Origin of the sequence: Roseomonas mucosa ATCC BAA-692 (assembly GCF_000622225.1) — a bacterium.
Classification (GTDB): Bacteria; Pseudomonadota; Alphaproteobacteria; order Acetobacterales; family Acetobacteraceae; genus Roseomonas; species Roseomonas mucosa.
In genome coordinates this window covers 337,828-360,586 of the sequence record NZ_JHWD01000003.1, presented here as the reverse complement: position 1 = coordinate 360,586, position 22,759 = coordinate 337,828, and the positions used below count along the sequence as shown (strand labels likewise).

20 protein-coding genes are annotated in these 22,759 nt (G+C 70.6%); 16 read left to right on the top strand and 4 right to left on the bottom strand.

Going from position 1 to position 22,759, the window contains the following annotated elements; translation table 11 throughout:
- Position 1: 1 nt before the first annotated feature.
- From BT98_RS0106535 to BT98_RS23455, 9 genes are all read left to right on the top strand, one after another.
- Positions 2–943, top strand: coding sequence for an ABC transporter permease (locus tag BT98_RS0106535; protein WP_019460650.1), 942 nt, complete (start codon positions 2–4; stop codon positions 941–943).
- Positions 940–1,851 carry an ABC transporter permease gene (locus tag BT98_RS0106530; protein ID WP_019460651.1) on the top strand — a complete coding sequence of 304 codons (912 nt, stop codon included), beginning with the start codon at positions 940–942 and terminating at the stop codon, positions 1,849–1,851. Before BT98_RS0106535 ends, BT98_RS0106530 begins: the two co-directional genes overlap by 4 nt.
- 6 nt (positions 1,852–1,857) lie before the next feature.
- Entirely contained in the window at positions 1,858–2,850 is a 993-nt protein-coding gene (locus tag BT98_RS0106525) for an ABC transporter ATP-binding protein (RefSeq protein ID WP_019460652.1), read from the top strand.
- Positions 2,847–3,869 (top strand): ABC transporter ATP-binding protein, encoded by a 1,023-nt coding sequence (locus BT98_RS0106520; protein ID WP_019460653.1) that lies wholly within the window; start codon positions 2,847–2,849, stop codon positions 3,867–3,869. Before BT98_RS0106525 ends, BT98_RS0106520 begins: the two co-directional genes overlap by 4 nt.
- A gap of 267 nt (positions 3,870–4,136) precedes the next feature.
- A complete protein-coding gene (locus tag BT98_RS0106515) occupies positions 4,137–4,640 on the top strand; it encodes a (2Fe-2S)-binding protein (protein WP_019460654.1) in 504 nt (167 codons plus the stop codon).
- A gap of 12 nt (positions 4,641–4,652) precedes the next feature.
- Entirely contained in the window at positions 4,653–5,444 is a 792-nt protein-coding gene (locus tag BT98_RS0106510) for an FAD binding domain-containing protein (RefSeq protein WP_019460655.1), read from the top strand.
- A gap of 228 nt (positions 5,445–5,672) precedes the next feature.
- On the top strand, positions 5,673–6,431 hold the full coding sequence (locus tag BT98_RS0106505; RefSeq protein ID WP_026033109.1) for a cold-shock protein: 759 nt from the start codon (positions 5,673–5,675) through the stop codon (positions 6,429–6,431).
- A gap of 149 nt (positions 6,432–6,580) precedes the next feature.
- On the top strand, positions 6,581–7,243 hold the full coding sequence (locus BT98_RS0106500; protein WP_026033110.1) for a GntR family transcriptional regulator: 663 nt from the start codon (positions 6,581–6,583) through the stop codon (positions 7,241–7,243).
- 215 nt (positions 7,244–7,458) lie between these two features.
- Positions 7,459–10,236 carry a bifunctional diguanylate cyclase/phosphodiesterase gene (locus BT98_RS23455; protein WP_019460657.1) on the top strand — a complete coding sequence of 926 codons (2,778 nt, stop codon included), beginning with the start codon at positions 7,459–7,461 and terminating at the stop codon, positions 10,234–10,236.
- Between the two features lie 7 nt (positions 10,237–10,243).
- Here the strand turns inward: BT98_RS23455 and hutH are convergent, their stop codons facing one another.
- The 3 genes from hutH to BT98_RS0106480 form a co-directional block, all read right to left on the bottom strand.
- Complete coding sequence (hutH, locus tag BT98_RS0106490) at positions 10,244–11,743, bottom strand: histidine ammonia-lyase (RefSeq protein ID WP_019460658.1); 1,500 nt, start codon at positions 11,741–11,743, stop codon at positions 10,244–10,246.
- Entirely contained in the window at positions 11,740–13,437 is a 1,698-nt protein-coding gene (hutU, locus tag BT98_RS0106485) for a urocanate hydratase (protein ID WP_019460659.1), read from the bottom strand. Before hutU ends, hutH begins: the two co-directional genes overlap by 4 nt.
- A gap of 68 nt (positions 13,438–13,505) precedes the next feature.
- Positions 13,506–14,492 carry an isopenicillin N synthase family dioxygenase gene (locus BT98_RS0106480; RefSeq protein WP_019460660.1) on the bottom strand — a complete coding sequence of 329 codons (987 nt, stop codon included), beginning with the start codon at positions 14,490–14,492 and terminating at the stop codon, positions 13,506–13,508.
- Positions 14,493–14,677: 185 nt separating this feature from the next.
- Here BT98_RS0106480 and BT98_RS0106475 point away from each other — a divergent pair, with 185 nt between their 5' ends.
- The 5 genes from BT98_RS0106475 to BT98_RS0106455 are packed head-to-tail and all read left to right on the top strand — an operon-like array spanning position 14,678 to position 18,456.
- On the top strand, positions 14,678–15,559 hold the full coding sequence (locus BT98_RS0106475; protein WP_019460661.1) for a transporter substrate-binding domain-containing protein: 882 nt from the start codon (positions 14,678–14,680) through the stop codon (positions 15,557–15,559).
- 18 nt (positions 15,560–15,577) lie between these two features.
- The gene (locus BT98_RS0106470; RefSeq protein WP_019460662.1) at positions 15,578–16,216 is read left to right on the top strand and encodes an amino acid ABC transporter permease; all 639 of its coding nucleotides are present in this window, start codon (positions 15,578–15,580) and stop codon (positions 16,214–16,216) included.
- Positions 16,213–16,863 (top strand): amino acid ABC transporter permease, encoded by a 651-nt coding sequence (locus tag BT98_RS0106465; protein ID WP_019460663.1) that lies wholly within the window; start codon positions 16,213–16,215, stop codon positions 16,861–16,863. The genes BT98_RS0106470 and BT98_RS0106465 overlap by 4 nt, the downstream gene beginning before the upstream one ends.
- A gap of 11 nt (positions 16,864–16,874) precedes the next feature.
- The gene (locus BT98_RS0106460) at positions 16,875–17,609 is read left to right on the top strand and encodes an amino acid ABC transporter ATP-binding protein (RefSeq protein WP_019460664.1); all 735 of its coding nucleotides are present in this window, start codon (positions 16,875–16,877) and stop codon (positions 17,607–17,609) included.
- A gap of 19 nt (positions 17,610–17,628) precedes the next feature.
- Positions 17,629–18,456 (top strand): phytanoyl-CoA dioxygenase family protein, encoded by an 828-nt coding sequence (locus BT98_RS0106455; RefSeq protein ID WP_019460665.1) that lies wholly within the window; start codon positions 17,629–17,631, stop codon positions 18,454–18,456.
- Positions 18,457–18,531: 75 nt separating this feature from the next.
- Here the strand turns inward: BT98_RS0106455 and BT98_RS0106450 are convergent, their stop codons facing one another.
- Complete coding sequence (locus tag BT98_RS0106450) at positions 18,532–20,877, bottom strand: DUF4214 domain-containing protein (RefSeq protein WP_019460666.1); 2,346 nt, start codon at positions 20,875–20,877, stop codon at positions 18,532–18,534.
- A gap of 277 nt (positions 20,878–21,154) precedes the next feature.
- On the opposite strand from BT98_RS0106450, the gene BT98_RS0106445 reads away from it, so the two are divergent.
- Together BT98_RS0106445 and gloA are read left to right on the top strand one after the other, a co-directional pair.
- On the top strand, positions 21,155–22,159 hold the full coding sequence (locus tag BT98_RS0106445) for an aldo/keto reductase (protein WP_019460667.1): 1,005 nt from the start codon (positions 21,155–21,157) through the stop codon (positions 22,157–22,159).
- A 204-nt stretch (positions 22,160–22,363) separates the two neighbouring features.
- Positions 22,364–22,759 carry a lactoylglutathione lyase gene (gene gloA, locus BT98_RS0106440; protein WP_019460668.1) on the top strand — a complete coding sequence of 132 codons (396 nt, stop codon included), beginning with the start codon at positions 22,364–22,366 and terminating at the stop codon, positions 22,757–22,759.

Genomic DNA, 22,759 nt, shown 5'->3' with positions numbered 1-22,759 from the left:
CATGTTCTCGTACATCCTCCGTCGAATCGTGGCGACGATCCCCGTGATGGTGATCGTCGCGCTCTTCGTCTTCTCGCTGCTCTACTTCGCGCCGGGCGATCCGGCCGCGGTGATCGCCGGCGACCAGGCGACGCCTGCCGATGTGGAGCGCATCCGTGCCACGCTCGGCCTGGACCGCCCCTTCCTGGTGCGCTTCGGCGAATGGGCCTGGCACATCATCCAGGGTGACCTCGGCACCTCGATCTTCACCAACCTGCCGGTCAGCACGATGATCGCGCAGCGCATCGAGCCGACGCTGTCGCTGATGGTGCTGACGCTGCTGATCGCCATCACCATCGCCGTGCCGATGGGCGTGGTCGCGGCCTGGAAGGCAGGGTCCTGGATCGACCGCTTCGTGATGGGCTTCGCGGTGCTGGGCTTCTCGGTGCCGACCTTCGTGGTGGGCTACCTGCTCGCCTACTTCTTCGCGCTGCGCCTGGATTGGGTGCCGGTGCAGGGCTACACGCCGCTGTCCCAGGGCATCGGCCCCTGGTTCGCCAACCTGATCCTGCCGTCCCTGGCGCTGGGCAGCGCCTATATCGCGCTGATCGCCCGCATCACCCGCGCCACGATGATGGAGGTGCTGCAGCAGGACTACGTCCGCACCGCCCGCGCCAAGGGCGTCGGCCAGACGGGCATCCTGTTCCTGCACGCGCTGAAGAACGCCGCCGTGCCCATCGTGACGGTGATCGGCCTGGGCATCGCCCTGCTGATCGGCGGCGCGGTGATCACCGAGAGCGTCTTCGCCATACCCGGCCTCGGCCGCCTGACGGTGGATGCGATCCTGCGCCGCGACTACCCGATCATCCAGGGCGTCGTGCTGCTCTTCTCCTTCACCTACGTGCTGGTCAATCTCTGCATCGACCTGCTCTACACCCTGTTCGATCCGAGGATCCGCTATTGAGCACCTCCGTCCTCGAGCCGCGGAGCACCGCGGCCGCGCCGCCGATGCCGGACGTCATGCCGGTCGCCAAGGTCCGCAAGGGCGCGATCGGCTTCATCCGGCGCTACCCAACCATCGCCCTGGGCGGCTTCCTGCTCGCCCTGCTGGTCTTCGTCGCCGTCTTCGCCCCCTATCTCTGGACGGTGGACCCGACCGCCCTGGCTCCGGCGCGCCGCACGCGCGAGCCCTCGGCCATGTACTGGTTCGGCACCGACATGCTGGGGCGCGACGTCTATTCGCGCGTGCTCTACGGCACCCGCGTCTCGCTGATCGTGGGCTTCGCGACGGCCTTCTTCGCCTCGGTGATCGGCCTGGCCATCGGCCTCTTCGCCGGCTTCGTGCGCTGGGCGGACAGCATCATCATGCGGGTGATGGACGGGCTGATGTCCATCCCCTCGATCCTGCTGGCCATCGCGCTGATGGCGCTCAGCCGCGGCTCGGTCGGCAACGTGGTGCTGGCCATCACCATCGCCGAGATCCCGCGCGTCTCGCGCCTCGTGCGCGGCGTGGTGCTTTCGCTGCGCGAGCAGCCCTATGTGGACGCGGCCGTCGCCTCGGGCACCCGCACGCCGGTGATCATCTGGCGCCACATCCTGCCCAACACCATCGCGCCCATGACCGTGCAGGCGACCTATATCTGCGCCGCCGCCATGCTGATCGAGGCGAGCCTGTCCTTTATCGGCGCCGGCACGCCGCCGATCATCCCGTCCTGGGGCAACATCATGGCCGAGGGCCGCGCCCTCTGGCAGGTGAAGCCCTATATCGTCTTCTTCCCGGCCCTGTTTCTGTCCATCTCCGTGCTGGCGGTGAACCTGCTGGGCGACGGCCTGCGCGACGCGCTCGACCCGCGCGCGGCCAAGAGGATCTGACCTGACATGGCCCTGCTCGAAGTCGAGAACCTCCAGACCCATTTCCGCACCCCCGACGGCGGCGTGAACCGCGCCGTCGACGGGCTGAGCTTCCACGTCAATGCCGGCGAGACGGTGGCGATCGTGGGCGAGTCCGGCTGCGGCAAGTCGGTCACCTCCATGTCCATCCTGCGGCTCATCCCCGAGCCGCCGGGCCGGATCGCCGGCTCCGTCCGCTTCGAGGGCAAGGACCTGCTGAAGCTCCAGGACCACGAGATGCGCGCCATCCGTGGCAACGAGATCAGCATGATCTTCCAGGAGCCGATGACCTCGCTGAACCCGGTGCTGACCATCGGCAAGCAGATCGGCGAAAGCCTGCGCCTGCACCAGGGCATGAACCGCAGGCAGGCGGAGGCGCGCGCCATCGAGATGCTGAAGCTGGTCGGCATCCCGGCGCCGGAGCGGCGGGTGAAGGAGTACCCGCACCAGCTCTCCGGCGGCATGCGCCAGCGCGTCATGATCGCCATGGCGCTGGCCTGCAATCCGAAGCTGCTGATCGCCGACGAGCCGACCACCGCGCTCGACGTGACCATCCAGGCGCAGATCCTCGACCTGATGCGCGACCTGAAGCACCGGGTCGGCGCGGCCATCGTGCTGATCACCCATGACCTGGGCGTGGTGGCCGAGGTCGCGGAGCGGGTGATCGTCATGTATGCCGGCCGCAAGGTGGAGGAGGCGGAGGTGGGCGAGCTGTTCCGCGCGCCCAAGCATCCCTACACCCAGGGCCTGCTCGGCGCCGTGCCGAAGCTCGGCTCCTCCCTGACGGGCGAGACGGAGCGGCTGGCCGAGATCCCCGGCCTGGTGCCCAGCCTGAAGCAGAAGATCCAGGGCTGCGTCTTCGCCGGCCGCTGCTCCTACGCCACGGATTTCTGCCGCAAGGTGGCCCCGGCGCTGGAGCTGAAGGCGCCCGGCCATCTCGCGGCCTGCCACTATGCGGAGAAGGAGGCGCTCGCGGCATGAGCGGCACGCCGGTCCTGGAGGTCATCGACCTCAAGAAGCACTACCCCATCCGCGGCGGCCTGCTCGGCGGGGTGAAGGGCTATGTCTATGCCGTGGACGGTGTCTCCTTCTCGGTGAACCGGGGCGAGACACTTTCCGTCGTAGGTGAATCCGGCTGCGGCAAGTCCACCGTCGGCAAGGCCATCCTGCGTCTCTTCGACATCACCGAGGGGCAGGTGGTCCTGGATGGACAGCGCATCGACGACATGCCGCTCGGCACGCTGCGGAAGATGCGGCGGCGGATGCAGGTGGTCTTCCAGGACCCCTTCTCCTCGCTGAACCCGCGCATGCGGGTGCGCGACATCCTGGCCGAGCCGATCCGCAACTTCGGCATGGCCAAGAGCGGCGACGACCTGGAGAAGCGGCTCTACAGGCTGATGGACACGGTCCGCCTGCCGCGCGACGCCATCAACCGCTGGCCGCACGAATTCTCCGGCGGGCAACGGCAGCGAATCGGCATCGCCCGCGCCCTGGCGGCGGAACCCGACCTCATCATCTGCGACGAGGCGGTCTCGGCCTTGGACGTGTCGGTGAAGGCGCAGATCGTGAACCTGCTGCAGGACCTGCAGAAGGAGCTCGGCCTGGCGCTGCTCTTCATCAGCCACGACCTCGCCATCGTCGAGCACATGACGCACCGCGTGGCGGTCATGTACCTGGGCAAGATGGTGGAGGTGGCGCCGCGCCGGCAGCTCTTCGCCGCGCCGAAGCACCCCTATACGGAGGCGCTGCTTTCCGCCGTGCCGGTGCCGGAACCGGGTGCCGGGCGCAAGCGCATCGTGCTGAAGGGCGACGTGCCGAGCCCGATCAACCCGCCCTCCGGCTGCCGCTTCCACACGCGCTGCCCCTATGTCTTCGACCGCTGCCGCACCGACGAGCCGCGGCTGAAGCCGACGGAGAGCGGGCATTTCGCGGCCTGCCACCTGCACGACCTGCCGGAGGAGCAGAACCCGCTGGCCCGCAACGTGCCGGCCTATGTCTGAAGCCTGACGCCGGGCCGGGGCCCCGCGGCTCCGGCGCGCGATGCGGCGGGGGGAGGGCCCGTGGCTCTTCCGCCCGTTTTCCGTTCCCGCCCCGCCATTCCCAGACGGCGCAGGCCGGTGCGGCGCTCATCTGAGAATCGCTCTCAATCAATGCCCTGCTTGACGTGGGCCGCCAGGGGCCGGACTCTTGCCGGAAAGCCGGGATCTTCGCCGGCCATCGCCGATGGCGACTATTGATCCGACGCAGCAGGGATGGGGAGGGGTGCGATGCCTCAGGTGTCACTGAACGTGAACGGCACGGCGCATACGGTGGAGGTCGAGGGCCGCACCCTGCTGGTGGAGCTGCTGCGCGAGAAGCTGCGCCTGACCGGCACCCATGTCGGCTGCGACACCAGCCAGTGCGGCGCCTGCGTGGTGCATGTGGATGGCGAGAGCGTGAAGTCCTGCACCGTGCTGGCCGTGCAGGCGCAGGGCAGCGAGGTCACCACCATCGAGGGGCTGGCCGGGCCGGACGGCACGCTGCATCCGATGCAGGAGGCCTTCCGCGAGCATCACGCGCTCCAGTGCGGCTTCTGCACGCCGGGCATGGTGATGTCGGCCATCGACCTGGTGAAGCGCCATCCCGAGGGGCTGTCCGAGGTGGAGATCCGGCACGGGCTGGAGGGCAATCTCTGCCGCTGCACGGGCTATCATAACATCGTGGCGGCGATCGACGCGGCGCAGCAGGTGATGCACGGCCGCAAGCCGGCCCTTGCCCCGGCGGCCGAGTAAGGGGAGGGCACCATGTACGATTTCGCCTATCACAAGCCTTCCTCCCTCGCCGAAGCGGTGAAGCTCCTGGCCGATCCGGAGGCCAAGGCGCTCTCGGGCGGCCAGACCCTGCTGCCGGCGCTGAAGCACCGGCTGAACCGGCCTTCCTCGCTGGTGGACCTCACCGGCATCGCCGAGATGAAGGGCATCCGCCGGGAGGGCGACACGCTGGTCGTCGGCGCCCTGTCGCGCCATGCGGACATCCAGGACAGCGACGTGGTGCGGCAGGCGATTCCCGCCCTGGCGCGCATGGCGGGCCATCTGGGCGACACGCAGGTCCGCAACCGCGGCACCATCGGCGGCAGCCTGGCGAACAACGACCCGGCCGCCGACTATCCGGCCGCCGCCCTGGCGCTGGGCGCCCGCTTCGTGACCGACCGACGGGAGATCGGGGCCGACGAGTTCTTCCAGGGCATGTTCACCACGGCGCTGGAGCCGGACGAGCTGGTCGTCGCCCTGCGCTTCCCGGTGCCGGAAAAGGCCGGCTACGCGAAGATGCGCAACCCGGCCTCGCGCTATGTGCTGACCGGAGTCTTCGTGGCGAAAGGACCGGCGGGGGTGCGCGTGGTGGTGAACGGCGCTGGCCCTGGCGTCTTCCGGCAGGCGGAGATGGAGGCGGCCCTGGCCGCGGGCTGGAGTCCGGAAGCGGTGGCGGGGATTCGCCAGCCGCCGGACGACCTGCTCAGCGACATCCACGGCGGAGCGGAGTACCGGGCGCATCTCGTCACGGTGATGGCCAGGCGGGCCGTGCTGGACGCCGGCTGAAGCCCTGCGCGGCCGCTTGCGGAAAGCCCCGGGAGACGGACCGCCGCACGAGACGCCGGGGAGCCGTCCGGCACCCTGGCTGGCGGCGGAGCATCCGCAGCGTAAAATTGCATGTCTTTACCCCGCGTTTTGTCGTTTCGGCTAGATTTCCGCATGAGTGCGTGCGACCATCATCGCACCGGTCCTGCATTCCGTCGGGCCGTGGAAGTTGCGTAGGCGAAAGAGACAGTGTTTCCCGACAACGACCCCCAGGGTGGCACCGGCGCCGTCGAGGCCGAGGTGAAGTGGTATAACGGGCGTAAAGGCTTCGGCTTTGTGCTTGGCCCCGATGGCCAGGACGTTTTCTTCCACGCATCGGCCCTGACCGAAGCCGGCATCGAGCCCCCCGAGACGGGCGACAAGCTGGTTTGCGAGATCGGCACGGACCGCCAGGGACGCCGCCTGGTGACCCGCATCACCGAGCTGAAGAAGGGCCCCGGCGGCCATGCCGGCGGCGGCTTCGGCGACCGTCCCCCCCGCCGCGACTTCGGCGACCGTCCGCCCCGCCGTGACTTCGGCGACCGTGGCGGCTTCGGCGGCGGCTTCGGCGACCGTGGCCCGCCGCGTGGCGGCTTCGGCGATCGCGGTGGCTTCGGCGACCGTCCGCCGCGCCGTGACTTCGGCGACCGTGGCGGCTTCGGCGGCGGTGGCTTCGGCGACCGTGGCGGCCCGCCGCGTGGCAACTTCGGCGACCGTCCGCCGCCGCGCCGTGACTTCGGCCGCGACGAGGGTGGCCCGACCTACGCCGTCGGCGGCACCGTCAAGTGGTTCGACCAGGTGCGCGGCTTCGGCTTCGTGACGCCGGACGATGGTGGCCAGGACGTGTTCCTGCACTCCTCCGTGCTGCAGCGCGCCGGCGTCCAGGATGTCCAGCAGGGCCAGAAGGTCGCGCTGGAGGTCCGTGACGGGCAGCGTGGCCGTCAGGCGGTCGTGCTCAAGGACAACTGATTTCGTCCTTCTGGACCGAAAGACCCCCGGCGCCCGTGGTGCCGGGGGTTTTTTGCGTGCGGTTCCTTGCTCGGCCCACCGCCTTCTTGTGGCACGCGGCGGAAACCGGGATAATCCTCATCTGACATGTCAGTTGGAGAGGCAGCGCCATGACAGAATCCGCCCCGGACATGCCGAATGCCTCGCTGACCCGGCAGGCCATGGACCGGCTGCGCGGAGAGATCATCGACTGCCGCCTGCGCCCCGGCGAGACCCTGGCGGAAGGCAGCACGGCGCAGCGCCTCGGCCTCGGCAAGGCGCCGATCCGGGCCGCGCTGGCCCGACTGGCGGAGGAAGGGCTGGTCGACGCCGTGCCACGTCGTGGCTGGGTGGTGTCGCTGGTGACCATCCGCGACATCCACGAGGTCTTCGACCTGCGCCTTCTGCTGGAGCCCGAGGCGGCGCGGCGCGCGGCCGGGCGCGTGGCTTCGGGCGACACGGCCTTGGCCGAGGCAAGGCAACGCTCCATGGCGGCGGCGAGTCTCGTCGAGAGGCTGGAGGCGCGGCATGATTTCCACCGGCGTGTCGCGGGTCTCTCCGGAAACGAGCGCCTGTCCCATCAGATCGGCCGCCTGCTGGACGAATCACGCCGCATGATGCTGCTCCGACCGGGGCAGGCCGGTTCCGACACGCCGGTTGCCGAGAACCTCCTTCTGGCCGTGCTGGAAGGGCGCGCGGCCGATGCTGCCCGCGCCATGCACGAGGCGGTCTGGACCTTCCGCACCGGCGTGCTTTCCGCCCTGACCGCGCCGGAGGCCGGCACCGTCCTGTAGCGGGCGGCCCTCGGAGACGGTGCTGGCGCGCAGGTTGATGCGATGGAATTTCGGTGCCAGACATGGGCTGAAATGCAACTTTCGGTGGCATCTTTCCTGACAAGGGAGTTTGCTGGGGGCGCTCCTCACATCTCTCGGGGGCGCTTCATCGGGCAGCGCGAGGCCTTCACAACCTGCGATGGCCGGCCGCCTTCCCGATGTGGGGGGAAACGCCGATGAATCGCTGTGCCTGGCAGGACCGGAACGGGATCTCCCGTTCCGCGGCATTCCTGCTGGCAGGGAGCCTGGCGTTGGCGCTGGCCATCGCGGCCGGCACCTTCCTCCTCCTGCAGGATCTGCGCGAGCGCACCCTCGTCGCCGGGACGCAGGATCTGGAGCGTTTGGCCCTGGCGCTGTCGGATCAGGCGGACCGGGCCTTCCAGTCGATCGAACTGATCAACCTGAGCATCACCGATGGCCTGCGCGAGCGCGGCGTGGAGAATGTGGATGACCTCGCGCGTGCCAGTGTCGCGCCGGAGCTGAGGCGGCGCCTCAAGGACTGGGTCGCCGGCCTCCCGCAGATCGAGACCATCGGTGTCTATGACCGCTCGGGCCGTGCCGTCCTGGGCGTGGGGGGAGCGGACCAGCCGCGGCCGCCCCTGTCGCGGGACTGGATCGCCAGCATGCTGTCCTTGGAGGAGGAGGACCGCATCATTGGCGATCCGCCCGGGACCCCGGAGGGGATGCGCCGGCGGATCTGGATCGGCCGCCGCATCCTCGGTGCCCAGGGGGATCTCCTGGGCTTCGTGCTGGTGGCCATGCCGTTCAGCTATTTCGAGAGCTTCTACGCCAAGCTGGCCACATTGCCCGGCATGGCCATCACCCTGATCCACCTGGACGGCCTGGTGCTCTCGCGCTTCCCGCCGCTGGATGCAGGGGCGGACAGCATCGTGAGGGCACGGATAGGGCAGGCGCCGAAACCCGGTGAGACCAGGACGCTGCGCGCGCAGACCGGCATGGACGGAATGTCGCGCGTCATTGTCCTGCGCTCCCTGGAACTCAACCCCCTGGTCATTGCCGTCAGCCGCACGCGCGACGCCCTGCTCGAAGGATGGCGGCGGCAGCGATGGCTTCTCCTCGGCTCGGCGCTGCTGCTGGAGGCCGGCGTACTCGGCATGACGCTGCTGGGGCGGCGGCAACTGCTCAACCAGGCCCGCATCGCCCGGGCCCAGGCGGCGGAGAGCCGCGCGGAGCTGGAGCTGTTGCGGGAGCGCGAGCAGGCGGAGCATGAGCGCGTCCTCCAGGCGATGCGCTTCGGCGTCGCCCTGGACAATCTCGTGCAGGGCATCTGCATGCTGGATGCATCCCGCATCCTGCAGGTGGCCAACCAGCGCCTCCTGGCGATCCTGGGCCTGCAGGACGGCACTGTCCCCATCGGGCATCCGGTGTCCAGCCTCCTTGCCGCCGTCCTGGCCGGTGGCGCCCTGACCCGGCAGGATCTCCGGAATCTCCGCTCGCATCTCCGGAAGGACCCGCAGCCGGGCGGGCCGGCGGAGGGCAGGGCGGTTCGCCGCGGCCGCTGGGCCTTCTCCTGGGAGCTGGAGGATGGCCGCTTCCTGTCGGTCAACCTGCGCCAGATGCCCGACGGAGGCTGGATCGCCACGCTGGAGGACGTGACCGCCCGGCGTTCCGCCGAGGCGCGGATCGCCCATATGGCGCGCCACGACGCGCTCACCGACCTGCCGAACCGCAGCCTTTTCGGCGAGCGCCTGAGCGCCGCCGTGGCACGGGCCGGGCGCGGCGAGGGCTGCGCGCTGCTGTATCTGGACCTCGACCATTTCAAGGAGATCAACGACACGCTGGGCCATCCCACCGGGGACGCGGTGCTGCGGGAGGCCACGGCGAGGCTGCGGCGCTGCGTGCGCAGCATCGACACGGTGGCACGGCTCGGCGGCGACGAGTTCGCCGTGCTGCAGACGGGGCTGGAGCGTGCGGAGGATGCCGCCACCCTGGCGGAGCGCCTGATCGCGGAGCTGAGCCTGCCCTGCCGCCTGGGCGGGGAAACCCTGCGCGTGGGGGTCAGCCTGGGCATCGCGGTGCTCCTGCCCGGCGAGGAGGAGGGCGAGGACGCGCTGATGCGCAAGGCCGACCTCGCCCTCTACCAGGCGAAGGCGGAGGGGCGCGGGCGCTTCCGTTTCTTCGAGCCTGAGATGGAGAGGGCCATGCAGTCCCGGCGGCAGCTCGAAGCCGATCTGCACCATGCCCTGGCGCGGCAGGAGTTCGAGCTGTTCTACCAGCCGATCCTGCGCCTCTGCACAGGCGAGGCGGTCGGCTTCGAGGCGCTGATCCGCTGGCGCCATCCGCATCGCGGGCTGGTCTCTCCGGCGGAGTTCATGCCCTTCGTCGAACAGAGCGAGCTGATGGTGCCGATCGGCGCCTGGGTGCTGGAGGAAGCCTGCCGCCAGGCCGCGACCTGGCCCGCGCACCTGAAGATCGCGGTGAACCTGTCGGCCACCCAGTTCGCCGCCGGGGAGGTGCTGGTGCAGCAGATCCTCGGCGCCCTGGAACGGTCGGGCCTGCGGCCGGACCGGCTGGAGCTGGAAGTGACCGAGACGGTGCTGCTGGAGGATACGCAGGACACGCTGTCCGCCCTGCACCAGATCCGCCGGCATGGCGTACGGATCGCGCTGGACGATTTCGGCACGGGCTATTCCTCGCTGAGCTACCTGCGGAAATTCCCCTTCGACAAGGTGAAGATCGACCAGTCCTTCGTCCGCGACATGGGTGGGCGCGAGGACTGTGCGGCCATCGTGCGCGCGGTGACCAGCCTCGGCGCCAGCCTGGGCATGATCACCCTGGCGGAAGGGGTGGAAACCCCGGAGCAGCACGAGATGCTGCTGCGCCAGGGCTGCGAGGAAGGGCAGGGCTATCTGTTCAGCCCGCCCCGCCCGGCCGGCGAGATCAAGGCCTTCCTGGAAAAGACCCCCTGGGCAAGCGCCGGTCCCCAGGTCTGACCCCCGCTCACACGGCGGGGCAGAGGCCCGCGAAGCCGCCCTTCTGGATCAGGCGCGAGACGGCGGCGATGTCGGGCGCCATCTGGCGGTCCCGCTCCCAGGGCTCGGCCACGCCGCGCACCAGGGCATGCGCCCGCTCCAGCGCCGGCGAGGATTGCAGCGGCCGGTGGAACTCCACCGCCTGGGCGCCGCAGAGCAGCTCGATGGCCAGGATGTCGGTCAGGTTCCGCGCCATCTGCGCCAGGCGCAGCCCGGCTCCGGTGGCCATGCTGACATGGTCCTCCTGGTTGGCGCTGGTGGGCAGGCTGTCCACGCTGCGCGGCGTGGCCAGGGCGCGGTTCTCCGCCACCAGCGCCGCCGCCGTCACCTGGGCGATCATGAAGCCGGAATTCAGCCCGCCCTCCCTCACCAGGAAGGCCGGCAGGCCGGAAAGCACCGGATCGACCAGCAGGGCGATGCGCCGCTCCGCCAGGGCGCCGATCTCGGCCAGCACCAGGGCGAGGTGGTCGGCGGCGAAGGCCACCGGCTCGGCATGGAAGTTGCCGCCGGACAGGACGTCGCCATCCTCCGTCACCAGCGGGTTGTCGGTGACGGCATTGGCCTCCCGCGCCAGCACCTTCGCCACGTGCTCCAGCGTGTCGAGGCAGGCGCCCATCACCTGGGGCTGGCAGCGCAGGGAATAGGGGTCCTGCACCCGCGGGTCGTTGTCGCGGTGGCTGTCGCGGATGGTGCTGCCGGCCATCAGCGCGCGCAGGATCGCGGCGCTGCGGATCTGCCCCTCCTGGCCGCGCAGCGCATGGATGCGCGGGTCGAAGGGCGTGTCGGAGCCGCGCGCCCCCTCGGTGCTGAGCGCGCCGGAGACCAGCGCCGTCCGCCAGAGATCCTCGGCCGCGAAATGGCCGGCGAGCGCCAGGGCGGTGGAGACCTGCGTGCCGTTGAGCAGCGCCAGCCCCTCCTTGGGGCCCAGGGCCAGCGGCTTCAGCCCCAGCCGCTTCAGCGCCACGGCGCCGGGCACGGTGGCGCCGAGCTCCATGGCCTGTCCCTCGCCGATCAGCACCAGGGACAGGTGGGCGAGAGGGGCGAGGTCGCCCGAGGCGCCGACCGAGCCGCGCGCCGGGATCACCGGCAGGACGTTGCCGTTCAGCAGGGCCAGCAGCGCCTCCACCGTGGAGGGCTGCGCCGCCGATGCGCCGCGCGCCAGGGAGAGCGCCTTCAGCGCCAGCACCAGCCGCACCACCGCGTCCGGCAGCGGCTCGCCCACCCCCGCCGCGTGGCTGCGGATCAGGTTGAGCTGGAGCTGCACGAGATCGGGATCGCTGATCCGCGTGCTGGCGAGCTTCCCGAAGCCGGTGTTCACGCCATACATCGTGTCCCCCGCCGCCAGCCGCGCGGCGAGCGCGTCGCAGGAGGCGCGCATCGGTCCCTCCCAGCCGGGGGGGAGTTCCAGCGCCTCGCCCGCCATGACGGCGCGCAGCGCGTCGAGCGGTGCCTGTCCCGGCGTGATCATGGCTGGCCTCCGGCGAGCATCGGGAGGTCGAGCCCCTGTTCCCGGGCGCAGTCGATGGCGATCTCGTAGCCCGCATCGGCATGGCGCATCACGCCGGTGGCGGGGTCGTTCCACAGCACCCGCCGCAGCCGCCGTTCCGCCTCCGGCGTGCCGTCCGCCACGATCACCATCCCCGCATGTTGCGAATAGCCCATGCCGACTCCCCCTCCATGATGCAGGGAGACCCATGTGGCGCCGGAGGCGGTGTTGAGAAGGGCGTTCAGCAGCGGCCAGTCGGACACCGTGCCGGACCCGTCGCGCATCGCCTCGGTCTCCCGGTTCGGCGAGGCGACGGAGCCGGAATCGAGATGGTCGCGGCCGATCACCACGGGGGCCTTCAGCTCGCCCTTCGCCACCATATCGTTGAAGGCGAGACCGAGCCGGTGCCGCTGCCCCAGCCCGACCCAGCAGATGCGCGCGGGCAGGCCCTGGAAGGCGATCCGCTCCCGCGCCATGTCGAGCCAGTTGTGCAGGTGCGCGTCGTCGGGGATCAGCTCCTTCACCTTGGCATCGGTGCGGTAGATGTCCTCCGGATCGCCGGACAGCGCCGCCCAGCGGAAAGGGCCGATTCCGCGGCAGAAGAGCGGGCGGATATAGGCGGGCACGAAGCCCGGGAAGCCGAAGGCGCCTTCCAGCCCCTCGTCCTGCGCCATCTGGCGGATGTTGTTGCCGTAATCCATCACGACGGCGCCCAGGCGCTGGAAGTCCAGCATCGCCTGCACATGCGCGACCATGGATCGCTTCGCGGCGGCGGCCACGGATTGCAGGTCGCGCTCCCGCCCGCGCTCCCACTGGTCCAGCGTCCAGCCGGCGGGGAGGTAGCCGTTGGCCGGGTCGTGCGCCGAGGTCTGGTCGGTGACGATGTCCGGCACCACGCCGCGCCGCACCAGTTCCGGGAAGACCTCCGCCGCGTTGCCGAGCAGTCCGACGCTGATGGCGCGCTTCTCGTCGCGGGCCTTGCGGATCATCGCCAGCGCGGTGTCGAGATCGTCGGCCTTCTCGTCGAGGTAGCGGGTCTGCAATCGCTTCTCGATGCGGGAAGGCTGGCATTCCACCGCCAGCACGCAGGCCCCGGCGAAGACCCCGGCCAGGGGCTGCGCCCCGCCCATGCCGCCGAGCCCGGCGGTCAGGATCCAGCGTCCCGCGAGGCTGCCGCCGAAATGCTGCCGCCCGGCCTCGGCAAAGGTCTCGTAGGTGCCCTGCACGATGCCCTGGGAGCCGATATAGATCCAGGAACCGGCCGTCATCTGGCCGTACATCATCAGCCCCTTGCGATCGAGCTCGGAGAAATGCTCCCAGTTCGCCCAGTGCGGCACGATGTTGGAATTGGCGATCAGCACGCGCGGCGCATCGGCATGGGTCTCGAAGACCCCGACCGGCTTGCCCGACTGCACCAGCAGGGTCTGTGTCCCGGTCAGCCGGCGCAGCGTCGCCACGATGGCCTCGTAACACTGCCAGTCCCGCGCGGCGCGGCCGATGCCGCCATAGACGACCAGCTCCTCCGGCCGCTCCGCCACCTCGTCGTCGAGGTTGTTCATCAGCATCCGCAGCGCGGCCTCGGTGGTCCAGTGGCGCGCGCTCATCTCCGGCCCGCGCGGGGCGCGGATGGCCGGGGCGTTGCGGAAGCGGTGGCTCTCGGCGGCGGAATCCGGCATGGGCGGGGGTCCCTTCGCGGCGTGGAAAGAGGGGGCAGGGCGGGCGGGGCCGCGGACGGGCCCCGGCGTCAGCCCTGGGCGGCGGCGAGGCGCTTGCGGTAGCCGAAGGCCTGGTCGAAGCGGTTCAGGATATGCTGCCCGGCGGTGACCGGCTCGTAGCGCGCCTCGCCTTCCGCGGCGCCCAGGGCGCGGGGATCGACCATGGCGCCGAAATCCGGGTCGTAGAAGGTGGCGATGGAGAAGCGTTCCCGCCCCGAGCGGTTGATCACCCGGTGCGGGGTGGAGGCGAAGCGGTCGTTGCTCCAGCGCCCGAGCAGGTCGCCCACATTCACCACCAGCGTGCCGGGCAGGGGCGGCGCGTCGATCCAGCCGCCGCTCTGCCGCTCCCGCACCTGGAGGCCGCCATTGCCATCCTGCCACAGCAGGGTCAGGCAGCCGAAATCCGTGTGCGGCGCCACGCCGAACTCGTCCTCGCCCGCGCCCTCGGGCCGGGGCGGGTAGTAGATGGCCTGGGTCCGTTGCAGCGGCTTGCGGTAGGAGGCGGCGAAGAAATCCGGCGGCAGGCCGAGGCTCGCCGCCACGGCCGACAGCAGCGCCGCCCCGGCGAGGCCGATCTCGCGGAAATAGTCGGCGAAGGCCGGCTGCATGGCCGGCACGAAGGCGGGCCACTGGTTCGGCCCGCGCAGCGGCTCGCCCGCCCGTACCGCCGCGTCGCTTTCCGGCAGTTCCAGCCCGATGGAGAAGAACTCCTTCCGGTCGGTGTGCCTCGCGCCCTCCATCAGCGCCCCGCCCATGGCGTGCCAGCCGCGGTGCAGCCGATTGGCGGCGACCTGGCGCTTGGTGTCCTCCGGCAGGGCGAAGAAGGCGCGGGCGGCGTCCACCGCGGCGGCGATCACGCCCTCATGCACCCCGTGGCCACGGATGTAGAAGAAGCCCGGGCCGGTGCAGGCAGCGTGGATCTCCGCCGCCGCGCGTTCCAGCGCCCCCGGATGGCCCGCGCGCAGCCCGGCGATGTCGATGATGGGCAGGGTGGCCGGCGCGACGGAGGCGGACATGGGGATACCCTCGGAAAGCTTCCGGCGCAGAGCTTTACGAGGCGGGCAGGGCAGGTCAACCTGCATCCCGAAAGACGGCGGGAACGCCGCGGCACGGCTCGGTCTGGAATTCCCGGAGGTCTCCCCGCAAAGGAGCGCGCGTTCCCGCGTGCCCGCATGATGGAGGCCCGGCATGGAGATGAGGCATGACGGATCTTCCCACCCGGCCGTCCCCGGCTTTCGCCCGTGGGGTCGCCGCGATCGGGCGGCGCCCGCTGGCGCTGCTCGGCGCCGCGGCGGCCCTCACCCTGGCGGCGCCGCGCCTCGCCCGGGCGCAGGACGCGCTGGCCAAGGCGAAGAGCGCCGGCGTGCTGCATGTCGCCTCGGAATTCCACTTCGCCCCCTTCGACTTCACCGAGGGCGGCAAGCAGGTCGGGCTGAACGCCGATACCTTCGCCGAGATCGGCAAGGAGCTGGGCGTGAAGGTGGAGTTCCAGGACCTGCCCTGGGAATCCGTGCTGCCGGGGCTGGATGCCGGGAACTACGACATGGTGGCCGGCCCCGCGACCATCACCAGGGCCCGCTCCGAACGCTACCGCTTCACCGCCCCCGTGGCGGAGGCCACGGTCGCCTTCCTGAAGCGCGCCGGCGAGAAGGGGATCACCAAGCCCGAGGATGTGGCGGGCAAGGCGGTGGGCTCCGGCAAGGCGACCTCGCAGCTCGCCCAGACGCAGGAATTCGTGGGCAAGCTGCCGGGCAAGACGGAGGTGCGGGAATACGTCTCCTTCTCGGAGGCCTATGCCGACCTCGCCGCCGGGCGCATCGTCGCCGTGGGGAACTCCCTGCCCAACATCGCCTATACCGCCAAGCAGCGCCCGAACGTCTTCGCCGTGGTCCTGCCCACCTTCGGCGCCAAGAGCTATTTCGGCTTCCTCGGCCGCAAGGACGAGGCCAGCAAGCCGCTGCTCGACGCGGTGGACGCGGCGCTGGACAAGATGCGCGGCGACGGGCGGCTGGCGAAGATCCAGGAGAAGTGGTTCGGCCAGAGCTTCGACGTGCCGGCCCGCGTGACCGACCCCGCCGTCTGACCCGGACGGCCTGACAGCTTGGACGCCGCGTTCCTGGCGGAGGCCTGGCCCGCCCTGCTGCGCGGGGCGGGAAACACCATCCTGGTGTCCCTGGCCGGCATCGCCATCGGCTTCTCGCTCGGCGCGCTGATCGCCGCCGCCGCCACCGCCCGCTCGGCGGGGGCGCGGCTCTTCGCGCGCCTCTATGTCTCCTTCTTCCGCGGCGTGCCGCTGCTGGTGCAGCTCCTGCTCTCCTACTACGCGCTGCCCTTCCTGGGCCTGCACCTCTCGCCCTGGGTGGCGGCGGTGGGCACGCTCGGCCTCTGCTGCGCCGCCTATGCGGGGGAGATCCTGCGCGGCGGGCTTTCCACCGTGCCGAGGCCGGCGCTGGAGGCCGCGCTGCTCGCCGGGCTGACGCCGCGCCAGACCTTCCTGCGCATCCGCCTGCCCATCGCGCTGGCCGCCATGCGCCCCGCCCTGGTCGGAGAGGCGACGATGATCCTCAAGGCTTCCGCCCTGGTCTCGGTGGTGGGGATCTCGGAGATCACGCGCAACTCCCAGGCCATCGCCGCCAGCACCTTCATGCCGCTGGAATCCTATGCCCTGGCCGGGCTCTTCTACCTGGCGCTGAACCTCGTCCTGCTCGGCATCGGCTCGGCACGGAGGCGCGTCCCGTGAACGTCCTGCAGCAATCCTTCGTCGCGGCGCTGAACGGGCTGCCGCTGACGCTGCTGGTCTGGCTGGGCGGCGCGGCGCTGGGCCTCGTGCTCGGCCTGCTGGTCGCCTGCGGCCGGCATCTCGGCCCGCGCCCGCTGGGCTGGCTGCTGGCGGTGCTGGTCGAGGTGGTGCGCGGCACGCCCTTCCTGGTGCAGTCCTTCCTGCTCTACTACGGCGGCCCCTTCATCGGGCTGGACCTCTCGCCCGTCCTGGCCGGAATGCTGGCGCTGACCGTCTATGGCGGCGCCTACTATTCCGAGGTCTTCCGGGGCGGCTTCGTCGCCGTGCCGCCCGCCCAGATGGAGGCCGCGCGGCTGGCCGGGCTGAACGGCGCGCAATCCGTGCTGCGCGTGCTGCTGCCGGGCGCGGCGCTGGCGGCGCTGCCCGCCATCGTGAACCTGACCGTGATCCTGCTGAAGGAAACGGCCGTCCTGTCGATCATCACCGTGCCCGAGATCACCTTCCGCGTGACCGGCGTCGGCAGCGCCACCTTCGCCTATGCCCCGGCCATGGCGGTGCTGGCGGTCTTCTACTGGGCACTGGTGGAGATCATGGCCGTGGCCGGACGGCGCGCGGAACGCGTGACCGCGCGGCTCCTGGCGGCCTGAGGGAGAGGGGAATGAGCGAGCTCCTGCGCGTCGAGAACCTCCAGCGCCGGGTCGGCGACGTGGAGATCCTGCGCGACATCGACCTTTCCGTGGCCCGGGGCGAGGTGCTGGGCATCATCGGCCCCTCCGGCTCCGGCAAGTCCTCGCTGCTGCGCTGCATCGCCGGGCTCGACCCGCTGAGCGGGGGCCGCGTGACGGTGGAGGGCAGGCAGGCCCGCCCCGGCGACGGCGCCATCGGCATGGTTTTCCAGAACTTCGCCCTCTGGCCGCACCTTTCCGCCGAGGAGAACGTGGCCATGCCGCTGCGCGTGGCGCGGAAGATGCCGCGCGCCGAGGCGCGGGAGATCGCGCAGCGCATGCTGGCCCGGGTGGGGCTGACGCAGCAGGCCGGGCGCAAGCCCGCCACCCTGTCCGGCGGGCAGCAGCAGCGCGTGGCCATCGCCCGCACCCTGGCCTCGCGGCCGCGCCTCGTGCTCTTCGACGAACCGACGGCCAGCCTCGACCCGGAGCTGACCACCGAGGTGCTGGACGTGATCCGCGACCTCGCGAAGGACGGGCTGACCATGCTCGTGGTCAGCCACGAGATGGGCTTCATCGCCTCCGTCGCCACGCGCGCCCTGTTCATGGAGGCCGGGCGGGTGCTGGTGGATGGGCCGGCGCAGGAGGTCTTCACCCATCCGGCGGAAGAGCGGCTGCGACGCTTCCTCGCCACCTATCTCGGCCGCGTCGCCTGGGCGGCGGGCTAGCCCCGAAGGAAAACAGGACATGTCTGCCACCGCCACCTTGCCGGAAGCCCTCGCGGCCCAGCTCGACGCATTGCGCGCGGATTACGACAGGGACGGCGCCGTCCGCGTCCGCGGCGCCTTCGGCCCGGAATGGCTGGCGATGCTGGACCGCGGCATCGAGCGCAACATGGAGGAGCCCGGGCCGATGGGGAAGCGCTACACCCCGGAGGGCAAGCCCGGCATGTTCTTCGCCGACTACTGCAACTGGCAGCGCATCCCGGAATACCGGGAATTCCTGTTCCATTCCCCGGCGGCGGAGATCGTCGGGCGGCTGATGGGCTCGCGCAAGGTGAACCTCTTCCACGAGCATGTGCTGGTGAAGGAACCGGGCACGCTGGAGCCGACGCCCTGGCACCACGACCAGCCCTACTGGACGGTGGACGGCTTCCAGGTCTGCTCGCTCTGGATGGCGCTGGAGCCGGTGCCGCGCGAGGCCGGGGTGGAGTACGTGGCCGGCTCGCACCGCTGGGGCCGCTGGTTCCGCCCGAAGCGCTTCGCCGACCAGAAGGACCATCCGACCGACGAGTTCGAGACCATGCCGGACATGGAGCAGGTGAAGCGGGAGAACCGCCTGCTCGGCTGGGACCTGGCGCCGGGCGACTGCGTGGTCTTCCAGGGCCTCACCCTGCACGGCGCGCCGGGCAATCACCTGCCGACGCGGCGCCGCGCCGTGTCGTCGCGCTGGACGGGCGACGACGCGACCTATGTGCTGCGGAACGGCTTCATGTCGCCGCCGCCGCTGCCGGGCGCGCCGGAACCGGGCGGACCGATGGACAGCCCGGTCTTCCCGGTCGTCCGGCGCGCCTGAGCGCCATCGTGGGACCGGCCGCTGCGACCGGTCTCGCGCGGACGGCCCCGGACGAGAGCCGCCGGGCGGAGGCCATCAGGCGAAGGCGATGCCGTGGCCGGAGGTGCTGCCCGTCAGGTCCGCGGTCAGCATCTGGTGCTCCGCGCTTTCCGAGAAGGCGAGCAGCACCTCGGCGCGGCTGAGGACATGCGCGTCGAGATTCGCCGTCCAGTTCGCGAGCCCGCCCGCGTCCGGCGCCCGGTGCAGGGCGTTCTGGTAGAGCCGGGTGACGAAGCCGGCATTGTCCAGCCCGGCATAGCTCGCCTGGAATTCCGCGCTGCCCTCGAAGCCCCGTGCGACGCCGGCGAGCGCGAGGGCGCCGCTCTCGATGCGGTCCGCCCAGAACTGCAACCCGCCCGCATCCGGGTGGCGGCCGAAGGTGGCGTCGTAGAGGCGGGCGACCCGCATGGCGGTCTCGTCGGCATCCCAGATCCCCGCCTGCACCACCGGGGCGGTGCGGGCGATGTTCTCCTGGCTTTCCGAGAAGCTGACCAGGAGCTCCTCGCGCGACATGCCATGGGCGAGATTGGTGATGTGGAAGGACAGCCCCTCGGCATCAGGCGCGCGGCCCAGGACATTGCCGTAGAGGCGGGTGACGAACCCCGTGTCGTCGAGGCTGCCGTAGCGCATGGCGAATTCGCGGCTGTTCAGGAAGCCGGTGGCGATGCCGGCCAGGCTCTGCCCGCCGTCCAGCGCATCGATGAAGTGGTTCAGCCCGGCCGGGTCCGGCGAGCGCCCCAGTGCCGCGCCATAGAGGCGCATGACCTCCGCCGCCGGGTCGTGCAGGTCGAAGACCATGCGGCCATCGGCGAAGCGCACCTCCTCCACGTCGCGCAGCACGGCGGCCGCGCCGCCGGCCTGCAACAGCAGGGTGCCGTCCGCCTGGATGGCGACCTCGCTGCCGCGAAGCCCGACGGCGCCCAGCACCAGCCTGTCGTGGCCGCCGCCGCCATCGACATGGTTCAGCGCATGGCCGTCCAGGCTTAGCCGGTCGTCGCCCGCGCCGCCCTGGACCATGTGCACGAGGCCGGGATCGCTGTCGCTCAGCCCGACCAGCGTGCCGCCATGGCCGTCGCCGGTGACCGTGACGAAATGGCCGGAGCGCAGGTCCTTCATCGACAGGACGGCGACCAGCTCGCCCGCCTGCGCCCCGCTGCCATAGAGGCTCGCCGTGCCATCGGCGTTGAGCATGCCGAAGCCGATGCTCTCGTTCATCAGGTCGATGCGGTTGCCGATGCCGAAGCCCGCGACGGAGGCATGGAAATCGCCCGCCTCCTCGATGCTCAGCGTGCCGGTCGCGCCCAGGAAGCGGATGCCGACATCCGTGCCCAGCGTGCCGATCCCCGCCGCCGCATTGTCCGCCACCCGGTCGCCCAGGCTGAGCTCCGCCCCGGCCTGGATCGCGAAGCCGCCCGTGCCGGTGAGGCTGGCGCTGTCGATCACCAGCGTCCCGCCCTGGGCGGTGATGGTGCCGTTGTTCACCACCGTCCCGCCGAGGCTGCCATGCCCGGCGAAGCTGCCCGTGGCACCGACGGTCAGCCCGGCGGAATCGAAATCGCCCCCGCCGAGCAGGATGCTGCCGTTGTCGGCAATGGTGTTGACCGAGTGGAAGTCGCGCCCGTTCAGCAGTTCCAGGCTGCCGGCGGTGCCGACCTGGGTCAGGCCATAGCGGTTGATCACCCCGTTGTAGCCGTTCACCCCGATCTGGTCGTGGCCTTCGAGCGTGAAGCGGGCGCCCATGAAGAAGACATGCCCCGACATCTGGGAGTCGGGGCCGTCGAGGATGATGTGGCTGTCCGGATTCACGCCCGCGCCGGCCAGAAGCTGCCCATGATCGCGCACGATCAGCGTGCCCGCGCCCATGAAGGAGGTGGTGAGCACGTCAAGCGTGCTGCCGCTCCCGGCCTCCAGCACGCCGGTGTTGGTGAAGGTGCGTGCGGCCACGGAGAGCTGGTGGCCGGGGGCATCCGCCACGATCGTCCCGAGGTTCTCGATGGTGCCGTACAGGGCCGGGCCGCGGCTGAACTCGCGCCCGGCCCCCATGACGCCATAGCCATGGACCAGGCCCTCCACCTTGATGGAAGGATTCTGGGCGTAGCTCGGCACCATGATCGTCGAGCCCGCGTCCATGACGGGCGGGCCGAAATAGCCTCCGGCCAGAACGAGCTCACCCTGGGATGCGACGAGGGCCTGTCCGTTGTCCACTCTGACGGTGCCCGCAACCTCCATCCGTCCCGAGAGGTCGATGCTCTGTTCCGTCGCACCACTCCGGGCGACTTCCAGGGTCGAGGAGGCCGGAACCGACAGGCTCCCCGCATCCGAGACAGCCCCGACCAGCACCAGGCCGGTCACGTCGAGCGCCTGGCCCGCTTCGACGACCAACCGGTCGTCCGTCGTCAGGGGGCCGGCCAAGGTGGGCCCTGTCGGAGTGAAGCTGCTCGTCGCCATAGCGATAACCCTCGTGGAGCAGTGGTTATCGGGAAAGAATCGGCACGCGACCAGATCGAAACCGAAAGAATGGCGGGAGAAACCTGATTTTTAACAACAACTTATGGTTGCATTTTGAAGGCCGGTCCGAGGTTCGCGGGGGCTGGAGGAGTCGGCATTCCGGATCGCCCGCCCTAGGATCGCGGCGGCACGACAAGGGTGGAGGACTTCCATGGAGTATCGCAGGCTCGGTCGCAGCGGCCTGAAGGTTTCGCCGCTCTGCCTCGGCACCATGATGTTCGGCGGCCCGGCGGAGGAGGATGTCGCCGGGCGCATCGTGGCCCGGGCGCGGGAGGCCGGGATCAACTTCATCGACACGGCGGATGTCTACAATGCCGGCCGCTCCGAGGAGATCACCGGCCGCCTGATCCATGGCGAGCGCGACTGGTGGGTGCTGGCCACCAAGCTCGCCAACCCGACGGGGCAGGGGCCCAACGACCGCGGCCTGTCGCGCCGCCACTGCATCCTGGCCGCCGAGGCCAGCCTGCGCCGCCTGGGCGTGGAGGCAATCGACATCCTCTACCTGCACAAGGAGGACCACGAGACGCCGCTGGAGGAGACGGTGCGCGCCATGGCGGATCTCGTGCGCGCCGGGAAGATCCGCCATTTCGGCGTTTCCAACTTCCGCTCCTGGCGGCTGGCGGAGATCTGCCGCCTTTGCGACGCGGCGGGCATCGACCGGCCCGTGGTCAGCCAGCCGCTCTACAACGCGCTGAATCGCATGGCGGAGGTGGAGCACCTGCCGGCCTGCGCCCATTTCGGCCTGGGCGTCGCCCCCTACAGCCCGTTGGCGCGGGGCGTGCTGACCGGCAAGTACCGCCCCGATGCGGCGCCGGAGGCGGGCACGCGGGCGGAACGCGCCGACAAGCGCCTGATGGAGACTGAATGGCGTCGCGAAAGCCTGGAGATCGCCCAGGAGATCGCGCGCCACGCCCAGGTGCGCGGCATCACCCCCGGCCAGTTCGCCATGGCCTGGCTGCTGCACAACCGCCTCGTCACCGCGCCCATCGCCGGGCCGCGCACCGAGGCGCAGTGGGAGGAGTATCTCGGCGCGCTGAACCATCGCTTCACGGCGGAGGACGAGGCGCTGGTGGACCGGTTGGTGCCGGCCGGGCACCCCTCCACCCCTGGCTACACCGACCCGGCCTATCCGGTGGAGGGACGCGTGACCGGCTGACCGGCCCGCGTGGCCCGGCGGCGGCTTGCGCCCGGGCGGCGCCGGGGCCAGCTAGGGACCCGGCCCGCCCTGGCGTGGGCGCCGTGCCCGCCGATTCCGGGGCCGGGACATGCCGGTGCGGTTTCCGCCCCGCCACGTCCCGGGCACGCTGAAACGCGGCCCCCGCTCCGGCGCTGAAACGCCATAGAGGAGAAAGACCCCCGAATGTCCGGACGCTTCCTGCACACCATGATCCGCGTCGGCGATCTCGACCGCAGCGTGAAGTTCTACACCGAGCTGCTGGGCATGAAGGAGCTGCGCCGCAACGACGTGCCCGTCGGCCAGTACACGCTCGCCTTCCTCGGCTATGGCGAGGGCAACAAGGAGAATGGCGGCGAGATCGAGCTGACCTACAACTACGGCGTGGACAAGTACGAGATCGGCACCGGCTTCGGCCATCTCGCCGTGGGCGTGCCCGACGTGGCCGCGGCCTGCGAGAAGGTGCGCCACGGCGGCGGCAAGGTGACGCGCGAGGCCGGGCCGGTGAAGCACGGCACCACCATCATCGCCTTCGTCGAGGACCCGGACGGCTACAAGATCGAGCTGATCCAGCGCCCCTGA